General features: G+C 39.4%; 10 protein-coding genes and 1 pseudogene. All 11 read right to left on the bottom strand.

Going from position 1 to position 10,454, the window contains the following annotated elements; genetic code table 11:
- Window positions 1–112: 112 nt before the first annotated feature.
- Window positions 113–802: a 3'-5' exonuclease gene (locus WMO25_RS09110; RefSeq protein ID WP_349085085.1), complete on the bottom strand. Its 690-nt coding sequence runs from the start codon at window positions 800–802 to the stop codon at window positions 113–115.
- A gap of 63 nt (window positions 803–865) precedes the next feature.
- On the bottom strand, window positions 866–1,396 hold the full coding sequence (locus WMO25_RS09105; protein WP_349085084.1) for a hypothetical protein: 531 nt from the start codon (window positions 1,394–1,396) through the stop codon (window positions 866–868).
- Window positions 1,397–2,083: 687 nt separating this feature from the next.
- Entirely contained in the window at window positions 2,084–2,209 is a 126-nt protein-coding gene (locus tag WMO25_RS09100; protein WP_349085083.1) for a hypothetical protein, read from the bottom strand.
- 298 nt (window positions 2,210–2,507) lie between these two features.
- Window positions 2,508–2,657 carry a hypothetical protein gene (locus WMO25_RS09095; protein WP_349085082.1) on the bottom strand — a complete coding sequence of 50 codons (150 nt, stop codon included), beginning with the start codon at window positions 2,655–2,657 and terminating at the stop codon, window positions 2,508–2,510.
- Between the two features lie 132 nt (window positions 2,658–2,789).
- Window positions 2,790–3,245, bottom strand: coding sequence for a type IV pilin protein (locus tag WMO25_RS09090; protein ID WP_349085081.1), 456 nt, complete (start codon window positions 3,243–3,245; stop codon window positions 2,790–2,792).
- 51 nt (window positions 3,246–3,296) lie between these two features.
- Window positions 3,297–5,828 carry an HD domain-containing phosphohydrolase gene (locus WMO25_RS09085; RefSeq protein ID WP_349085080.1) on the bottom strand — a complete coding sequence of 844 codons (2,532 nt, stop codon included), beginning with the start codon at window positions 5,826–5,828 and terminating at the stop codon, window positions 3,297–3,299.
- Between the two features lie 33 nt (window positions 5,829–5,861).
- Window positions 5,862–7,481, bottom strand: coding sequence for a GH3 domain-containing protein (locus WMO25_RS09080; RefSeq protein WP_349085079.1), 1,620 nt, complete (start codon window positions 7,479–7,481; stop codon window positions 5,862–5,864).
- A 20-nt stretch (window positions 7,482–7,501) separates the two neighbouring features.
- A complete protein-coding gene (locus tag WMO25_RS09075; RefSeq protein ID WP_349085078.1) occupies window positions 7,502–7,969 on the bottom strand; it encodes a hypothetical protein in 468 nt (155 codons plus the stop codon).
- A gap of 325 nt (window positions 7,970–8,294) precedes the next feature.
- Window positions 8,295–8,510 (bottom strand): annotated as a pseudogene (locus WMO25_RS09070) (Rrf2 family transcriptional regulator); the annotation flags it as partial.
- 97 nt (window positions 8,511–8,607) lie between these two features.
- Window positions 8,608–9,582: a GGDEF domain-containing protein gene (locus tag WMO25_RS09065; protein ID WP_349085077.1), complete on the bottom strand. Its 975-nt coding sequence runs from the start codon at window positions 9,580–9,582 to the stop codon at window positions 8,608–8,610.
- Between the two features lie 206 nt (window positions 9,583–9,788).
- The gene (locus WMO25_RS09060) at window positions 9,789–10,205 is read right to left on the bottom strand and encodes a LysE family transporter (RefSeq protein WP_349085076.1); all 417 of its coding nucleotides are present in this window, start codon (window positions 10,203–10,205) and stop codon (window positions 9,789–9,791) included.
- Window positions 10,206–10,454 lie beyond the last annotated feature (249 nt).

Raw genomic sequence — 10,454 nt, 5'->3', positions numbered from 1 at the left:
GCATTATGATCCATTTTGTCCATATAATCAGTCCTTTCTATCCTTTCGACTGATTATAGTATACCACACTTCGCACCGCAGAACAAGCGTTCTATTTTCTTTTTTCTGCAATTCATCTCCCACCTGTAGAGGAAGGAGAATTCTTGCTAACTTTTGTTAAATTCAGCCCTGCAAACAACTCCCCAAGTGTGCTGCCAAGATGTTCCGACGGTTTCTCCGGCATTTCGTAACTAATCAGCTGATAGTCCGGATTCATTTCCAGCTTCTCGACCAAAAGACCTGTATTCACTGCATCATCCATTCCATCATGAAACTTACCTTTCGGATCAATGTCTGCTCGTCCCAATGCTTCTTCCAGACTAATACGCCGAGTCAGCTGAAATCTCTGACTGAAAACCATTTGATAATCCACCCATCTATCCTCCATCATAAAAGCATCGACGCTCTCATCCGTAATCTGCTTTGCTGTGATTTCATGCAAAAGCTGATTTCTGTCGGATTCGCTCCAGGTATAGACTTTGTATTCTCTGTCCCCAATCCAGTCGATCATATGTACTAATGCCTCCCCAATACACGGTGCTTTCTTGACCTGACTGTTTTTGATTCCTGTCAGTTTTTCGATAAATGGATCAATCACCCCGTGTTCCGGATGAACATATTCTCGAATTGTCCCAACCTGCTTGAATTCTTCATTCAAAAGAACTGCGCCAATCTGAATCGTCTCATAGGCATAATGATAAGCTTTGTTCCGATAATCTCTTGGTACTCTGCACATTTCTAAATCAATCACTAAGTAAAACATTCTTTCTCTCCCCTTTTTATCGAATTAATTTCTTATATCATCTAACCGATATGCTCCAAATGTTTAATCATCCATCTCGTCCTCCCAGTAATCATAGGCATCATCGTATCCATCATCATAATCACCGTCACCGAATTCTTCCGCCCAGTCATCTGCAAAATCATCTGCATCATCATAATCATAAGCATCATACGGGTCATACTTCTTCTGACGGTCATAACTGCTCGTGTAACCTGAATTCCTCTTATAACTTGAGCTTCCCGATGAAGAACCGGAGCTTGAATAAGAACCTGAACTCGTGCCTGAAGCGCCGTTTACAAAAGAACCTGTAGAACCGCCGCCTCCGCCGGCTGAATGCGAATACGTCGCTGATGCTGTTGATGTCGATGCTGCCGTCGATTTAGATGCTGATGTTGATGTCGACGCAGATGATGATGAATAGGATGATGAAGTCTCACTCTGTAATACATTGGATGCCGTCTGTTTCGAAGCACCATATTTCTCTGCCAATGAAGGCCACATAATACTAACTGCCATTACAACAACACCGGCAATCAGCAAACCTCTAACCGTCTTTCTAGTATCATTTTTCATTATCCGTTCCACCTTTCTTCTCTCTAAAACACGCTTCATTTCAACGAATTAACTTCCGCTTTTCATCTCTATTGATTGCATATCGCAGCAAATATAATCAATCCGACGATCAATGCAGCCAATCCAAGCTAAAATTCCCATAATCATTACTCCCTCTGATGATCACTTATTAACCTAAGTATAATAAACTTCTAACTAAAAATACACCTGCACTCCGCAGACTTAACCATCGGTATTTCTCAAATTCTGTGACAAAAACAGACATGATTTTCTCTAAAATGATTTCCTAATCATTCATGTATTCATAGTAATCGTCTTCGCTGGCAAACAAGATATATTTGCCTCCAACTAATCCCATGTATCCATCGCTTGTATTAAATCCCTTCATTGCCAGTTCCTCCATTTCTATGAATATCTTTGTTTCCGTCTTTCATTGATTAGAGTATACGTCAATAGGTGGGCTATAAAAATACCAGCAATTTTGTTCAACATAAAATAAGGCACTTAAAAAGTTATTCTTCTCTCAACTTTTTAAGTGCCTTAAAATTCTATATTTATTTACCTCTGACTAAGTCATCTCGAAACTGCCTTATTTTTGTCGGATTTCGTATTTTTCTTCCAGATAAATCGGATTGTAGGAGAGCTTCGACTTTCTGAGCCCCTCCAGACCGATATCATCTTCTCTGTTCACCAGCAGGGCATCTGGAAATTCATGTAACAAATTTTGTAGTCCAGATAGCGGCAGTTCGTGAGCAGATAATCAATGCCATTCAGCTCATAATCAATCCGATGATACGCATCTTCTATCATCATAAGCTCCTTTCCAATCCTTTGGATTGCTGCATTTTTTAACTGATGATACTATTATAAGCGATTGAAAAAGCAGCATTGTAATGATGATGGTCCAAGGCCTTTTTCTCATCATATTATACACCTATTTCCTTATGCTGTCAGTGACAAAAGAGCCCCGGCAGCTGCTTTTTCGGCAGCCACCGGGGCTTAGAGAGAATATTACAAACACTTTTTCTTCTGATATTATCTTTTTCTTCTGCGTTTTGTTATCTGTTTTAATGTGTATTTTTCATTATCATGAATGATATCTTCATTCCAGCTACTGCAAAGTGTTTTTATATTGCTTATATTTTCCATCTGTAAGTTCTTTTTCATAGGCATCATACGCCTCCTGCAAAGTGTTATATTTCTGACCATTCGCTATAATCTTCTTATTGTCAGCCTGTGTCAGGTGGCCTGAAATAGCCACATATTTGCAAAAGACTGTTGGCCTGAAGTTTCTTCTGTACCTTTGGCAGCATACTTGAATTTTGACATTTTGAATCTATTTCAAAATAATTATTCTTCTGGTCGATCAAATCACCCAGTACCCCGCTCTCATTTAACGGTTTTTGCAAATCCTCGGTGATATCAAAAAAGTACTTCTTACTGCTGTCTTCATTTTTACCTTTCCAGTCAAATAATATGCCTGTCTCAGGATTGTAGGATACTTCACATACCCCACCGGCAACAGGATCACCTTTCCAATGATCGGTATCCGGATCGCCATTGGAATGAGAGATTCCGGCAATTGACACTGTATTTGATGACTGCCATCCTGCTTTTTTTGTTTCAGAGGAACAACTTTGAGAACATCTTTTTCTTCTTCTATCTCTGCAGCAATCATCACTTCACCATATGCTGTTCGTACATTTTCTAAATCTGTTGACTCTGCACTTCTTTCGACATATTTAGAATAAGCAGGCGCCAAAATTCCAACCAGTATTGCAAGAATGGCAACGACGATTACAAGCTCCACCAAAGTAAAACCTTTGTTTTTATTTTTATCTATATGCACTTTTGTTACCTCGTTCGGACGTTTTGCCTTTCTGTTCTTCTATCGTTAACTTTAGTATGGCATATTTTCATCAGTTTCTGCCTTTACCAGCGAAATCGTACCGTTATCCAGACATTCCACAAATTTTACAACCAGATTTGGATCAAATTGTTTGCCTGCATCCTGAAGAAGCTTCTCTCTCGCTACGTCTAACGGAAACGCCTTCTTATAACAGCGCTTGGATGTCATGGCATCAAAGGAATCTGCCACGCACAGGATACGTGCAGTCAACGGAATATCTTCCCCCGCAATTCTTCGCGGATATCCTTTACCGTCATAGCGTTCATGATGACCGATAACAGCAGGAATAACATAATCCAACGATGGCAGGTGACGAATGATATCGATCGATGCTTCCACATGCCCTTTGATCGTCTCGTATTCTTCATCTGTCAGACGTTCTGCTTTATTTAATATATATTCCGGAATACCGATTTTACCTACATCATGCAAGAGTGCTGCCTGACGGATGATCTCAACCATATCCTCATTCATTCCAAGTGTTGTTGCCAGTGCTGTTGCATAATAAGCCACATTCGTGGAATGGCTAAAAGTATAATGATCCTTCGCATCAATAGCTGCCGTCAACGCATAAATCGTTGACTCATACTCCCGATAAATATGTTCGCGGTTCGTTGTGTTTTCATTTTTATTGTTACGGAACATCGTATCAAAGACCTGTATGCCATTTTTTCCACTATGTTTCACATGATACACCGCAAGATCCACATTTTCCATCAGCTCTTTAACATTTTTTGCAGCATATGGTGCAGCACTGATTCCTGCACTGACAGTGATTGCCTTCAGTTTCATATCTGTTCTGCGATTATTCATAACAAAAATCTGTTTCGAAATAGATTCCACCAGATTTCTGGCAGAGAAAAGGTCATATCTCGGCAATAAAACAGCAAATTCTTTTCCGCCATAGCGGGCCGTATAGCCGCTGTCTCCTACACTGCTTTTGATAATTCCCGCAATACGCTGCAGGCAAAGATCTCCTTCTTTTACACCATACAGCTGATTATATAACTTAAAATCATCTACGTTGATGATCGCCAATGCCAGTGATGCCTCTTTGTTTTTCTCAAACTCTTCATTGAGCACTTCATAGAAGTATTTCCTGTTCAACAAACCGGTCATCTCATCTGTTCTGGCTTCCAGGCAGGCGTTCTCATACAGTCTCGCATTTTTAATCGCAATGGATGCCACGGAAGTGATATTGGAGATCAATTCTACTTCATCATACACCACTCTCTTTTTTGCAGAAGAATCTGTGATCAGAACAACCCCTACCAGATTATCGCCATCTTTTAATCCAACGCAGTAGCGTGTATGATGTTTATCCAGCTGATGTTTCTCCTCTTCCCACATGGACTTATATTCCACAGAATAACGAAAATCCTTGTAAACGATCGGTTCCTCATGTTCCTTCAACCACTGGATCATCGGATTTTCTTCTTCCAGAGCAAACGCCAGATCACTTAACGGCTGATCACTCGCCACTCCGCGATACGGCTCTCCAGGCACATTCTGCATACAAATATAGATATTTCCGACATCCATCAACTCTTTCATTACACGAATCGTTCTATCCAGAATCTCCTGCAGATCCAGCGTTTTTGAAATCGCTGAATTGAATTCTCTGATCTTCTCTGCCTGATGATTTTCCTCTCTGATAAACACACTGCGTATCAAAAATCTCCATAAAAATGTAAAGAATGTATAAATCACCAGAAAAACGATAGAAAAAATAAGTGTGTATACCGTCATGTTCTTATCCAGCTGTATGTGAAAAATCTTTTGCAAGGATGGAACAATATTTAAAAAAACAAGAATGGAAAACAAAAATCCCACACCATAGCACAAACTGGTAGATGCCAACATCTGCAGTCTGAACAGCCGTCTGCGAATCAGTGCATAAAACAGTAAAAATACATTTACTACACCACTTAAAATATCGATTGGGAAACCACTAAAAAGCGGAATTCCAAGAAACGCATTCCCAAGGAACAAAGTGAGAACACCCAACATCACCGGTTCATACTGCACCTTTATATTGGGATTTTCATTGCAGATCTGCACAAGAACCCTAAAAAGATATAGCAGAAATATTCCTGCCGGAATAAAAAACACTACAATCGCAGGTTTGATTTCATACACAAATGTTGAAATTCCATTTTTATCCACCACATTCGGGGATTCGAGGAAGATTCCATACTGCACATTCAACCAAAAGCAAAGCAGCATAACCGCTAGGTATATTTTCCCAGGAGCACCGTTCTTTTGCCCTCCAAAAGCGAGTATAAAACGGCAATATGCATATGGCAGCAATAAGATGCCAAGCAGGGAAACCTGAAACCAGAATTCACAACCTGGCCAGAACTGTGCACGCATAAAAGCAGAGCCGCCGGTCCAGAAAAGCAGACCTAAAAGCACCACCAGAAAACTGTTTATTATTTTATTTCTCTTTGCCGCCAAAAACATTAACAGCATAAAGCCATAGCACAACATGGCTATGATCGATATATATCCATAGGTTCCCATAAATTCCCCTTATCCCATTCTTTGCTTCTCTACTTATCTCACTTTATTCAAACACTCCTGTACATCCAGAAGTTCCTTCAGATCATAATGCGAAGGACTCATCTGATGTATTTTCTTTCCGGTCTTTTTCTCATAGGCCGCAAAAGTTCCACATGTAAAGATCGTTACCTGTAAAGGATCCATTCCCAAAATCTTTTTAAGATCACGGTAATCCTGGTCGATATATTTAAAATATGTACTCAGTAAATCCTTTAAAATAGTTGCACTCATAGCCGTATTAAGCATTGCGTCCCTTTCCAGCTCCACATACATATGCAGATATGGACGATTATGCTCATTGTATTCCTTTGTTGCAACCCAATTTGTGATTGGAAGCTTCGAAAGGCCGATCACACTTCGGATTCCATTCTCCGAAATCCTCGTAAATCCGGCAATATCAATGATCCACGGTACCCGGTCTACATATTCAAAGCGCGGAATCCTTGTCTCATCATCCCGATTCTCCAGTCCGACACAACGGTACATATCGCCACAACGGTAACGGGCAAACGCTCCACCTTTCAGAATGGTAAATACAAGCTCATATTTTTCTCCGGGGCGTACTTCATCCATCAGATACGTCGGCGGAATGTAAGATGGATCCTCATGATTTTTCATCATATCCTTCTCGGTAATAAATTCGTAAAATGCCGTATCCGGGAAGAAATACATTCCTTTTCTTGTCCAGGTCTCCGTACCAATGATAGAAGGTTCCGTACCGGCAAATAATTCCATCGGCCGAATCCCCCAGAGCGCTTCAAGATCGTCTTTATAACACAGGTTATCTGTCCCCGCCACCATAAAGCCTTTCAAATGAAACAGATCTTTTGGAAGCAACGGTCGGTTCTCTTTTTTACAGCGATGCTTTGCCTGCAGCAGACGAAGAATCATATGCGCTTTACATTTCATAAGCTCTGACAGCTTGATGCCGCCACCACCACTCGTCATGGAAGAAAGACTTAAACTAACTGCATAAGCTACACTGCCCAGCCCAAAGAAAAATCCGAGATCTTTCTTCATTGCCATCTTAAAACCCAACTTGTTTCTTTCGCTGAAGCTCATATTTACAGCATCTTTTACCGCTGGCAAGAATTCAATATTGATTTCCTCCCCCAGTGCCAGTGGAAAAAGCCCTGTAGCAAAAGGCAACGGTGCAAGCGCATACAGAAACTTATCTGTAGCTGCCACATCAAAAGAGCCCTTCTCTTTACTCGTCGATAAAATCAGACATGCTGTGACATTATTTCGATACGTATCCAGCATACTTCTGGTATACGGTGCCACCTTGATCGGATGCTTTCCACCCTCCCAGGTTGTCTGTATCCATATAACAGGATTTCCCGGAAGCATATCCGGTTGCTTCGTAAGCAAAACATCCGCATAATCTTCATAGGTTGTCAACGGTACCATTTTTCGGAATTCATCCAGATTTTTCGGATATTTTCCTTTTAAAATGGATTGTCCCAAACCACAGTTGCTCCACAACCGGATCTGTTCCTCCATCAACCGCCGCTGAATCTTCATATATCCATCCATCGACAGATCCAAGAATCCACAGTACTGCTGCCAGATTTCTTTATACTGTTGTTTTTTTAATTTCTCTTCCAAATTCATAGATTGCTACCCCAGATCAATCACTGTTTTCTGATACTACATAAACATACCCGTATACTATCTCTATTCGGTATTAAAAAAGGTGTATTTTTCTGATATTCCTTATAATTAAAAAATGTCTGTGGAAAAGTCCACAGATCCTGAAAAATGATATACAGATAATTCCAGAAAATCATAAGCAAAAAATAGATCCCCTGTTTCCATCCGCCAAACATTCCCCACATACAAAGATATGCACCTGCAAACCACAAAACTCCAGGATGACGACACACACCATACATACCTTCTGTATATGCAGCACGCAATTTATTATCTTCACAGTACGTTTCTTCAAAGGGAAGGGCAAAAAACAAGGTGTATATAAGCAGTGCAAAGAAGCCTACGGCTCCTGTTCCAAAGCCGATCATCCTTCCGATTCTGTGCTGACACTGCCCCCACAAAAGCAAAAGTTCCATGAGCAGCGATACAACCACAAAAACCGTACCCACTGCAAAAAATTTTTGAAAAATAACATTCTTCTTTCGAATGCTATTGATATCATATATAAAATACAGGAGAAATCCAAAACTCCCCAGAACAATCTGCCACATCTTTCCACTCCAGATTTTGTGTCTAACTAATAGTACAAATAGAATTCGTCATACATAATAAATTATAATATAGGAGACCATAAATAGCAAGCGTATTTTACTATTCACCAACAATTATAGGATTGCACCATATCAGCTTTTTTTGTAACTTTTTTAATTACAACTTCCTTTAAAAGTTTTACATTGATTATGACAAACAAAAAAAGACTCCGGAAATTGTAATGATATAATCACGCATCCGAAGAATTGTCACACCGCCTGTCCCTCTTGCAACTTCAATAAGACCGGCAGCCTTTAATTGTTGCAATATTTTACGAACAATCACCGGATTAGTTCCAATGCTTGCTGCCATAAAATCACTAGTCATCTTCTGATCCGAAAATGTATCTATACAGGCAAACATATGGATTGCCATTGTAAATCTGCTTGAAATCTGCATTATAAACACCTCTCTTTGACAATAATAAATCAAAAATAGATGTAATTTCAATGGTTACACTGTTGTCAGGGTAAAAAAATCGCAATGGTACACGTTCTTACACCATACCATTGCGATTTTTCCGCTCGTATTTATATTGATACATATCCCGATCGGCTTTATCTTTAACAGCAACAATGTCCCCACTTGAGAATGAAGCTGATCCATAAGAAACTGTTGGTAAAAATGTAATCTTTCTTCGCTTTTCTTCCAGCCGATGTAAAAATTCCTGTTTGCACCAATCTTCCTTATCAGCGTTTTTCAGAAGTACACAAAACTCATCACCGCCTATACGATAACAATATCCAAAATTTGCGTAAGCTTTTTTAATACATTCTGCAATCTCAGCCAAGCAAAGATCCCCTTGCACATGTCCATAACTGTCATTAATCTGTTTGAAATCATCCACATCAAACACTACGAGCACGCTTGCTTTACACCCCATCTCACCCGTCTTCCTAAGATAGCTATTCTGGTTCAATAGCCCGGTGAGTGCATCCATCTGATTCCACATTTCATTACAATAAATAAAATACAATACAGAAAGCAGTGTAATACATAACCAGGTAACATGGAGTTTCGGAAGAACAACCTGAATAATCGTTTCTGCCATCACAAAAAGAAAAAGCGGATAGATTAACAATTTGCTGCGATTCTGAAATTCTCTGGCATTGATAATCGTAGATACCGAAAGATACAAAATTGCCCCAAAATACATGATGATATATATATAAAAATGTGTACCACGCGAATAAATATTGTCTGCGCTCACAGAGAATACAATTCCGTATGGGATAGTAACAAATAAGAAAATCAAATATCCGATTTCAAAAAGTATCGCAGTCCTGATCTTACGACGAAAGACTGTTTTCCTGTCCAGTACATACACAAGACAGATGCACACAGCCGGAGACAGACCAAACCCCATATAATTGGATGCAACATTCAACCAGCGGTAAGCAGGCGGCAATCCGTCCACTACAAGGGTAATAACTTCCAGTATCGAAATCCCAGCAATCAGAACAAAGGCCAATAAAAAACCACGCTTTTGTTTTCTGCTAAGTGATTCACTCAAATATGTGAGAATACACATAAAGCACAAAATAAAAAAATCGATTATAGTTAATACACAAAAATATCCATTCATTGCGAACCTATTCTTTCTTTTTTCTTCTGAACCTTAACTTATATTTTATCAAACTTTGCGTGAAATTAATAGATAATATTAAAAATCATTTGTTATAAAAACTGAAAATTGACAAATTGCAGCATGAAGCCTTTTAGAAACGATGCGGATTGCTCTGTGTTTTCTGAGGTCTTCTTACTGAAAGCAATATGAATCGCAAGCCACAAGATATAGGCTGCTCCGATGTACTTCATCACTTCCATTACATTTGGAAGCAAAGAATTAACCCCATATATGAAAATTGCGCATAAGATTTGTACTACATAGTAGCCTGCAAAAATTCCAAAGAACAGCGGCTTTCCTTTTTTATATTCATAGTTTGTTACGGTATTTAATGCCAGAATATTTCCCGGTCCCGGAGTAAAGGCATTTATAACGCAATAAATCAGAAAATTGCTCAGTACCGCCATAGGCATAATCATCAACCACCTTTCTGCTGTTATTTTATCAGCAAACAGCGGTACATGCATAACACCTATTTTATATGATTATCCATAGCCTATGACTATGGATTGGTTGGAGCATATTTCCGTAATTCTTCCAGATAGCTTTTTCCAAGTTCACTTAATTCCTGATATTCTTACAAATTCCGATTGAGATTTCACCTGTTTTAAGAGATGTAATAACTGTTATATTTTGTTAGTGACATGCTCCCACCACTTAAATCACAGATTTTGAAGTGGGGGCTTCTTGCTCAATGGCTCTACTGAGCCAAGTAT

Origin of the sequence: Coprococcus intestinihominis (assembly GCF_040096555.1) — a bacterium.
Classification (GTDB): domain Bacteria; phylum Bacillota; class Clostridia; order Lachnospirales; family Lachnospiraceae; genus Coprococcus_A; species Coprococcus_A intestinihominis.
The sequence above is the reverse complement of the archived record's forward strand: the minus strand, read 5'-3'. Positions and strand labels throughout refer to the sequence as shown.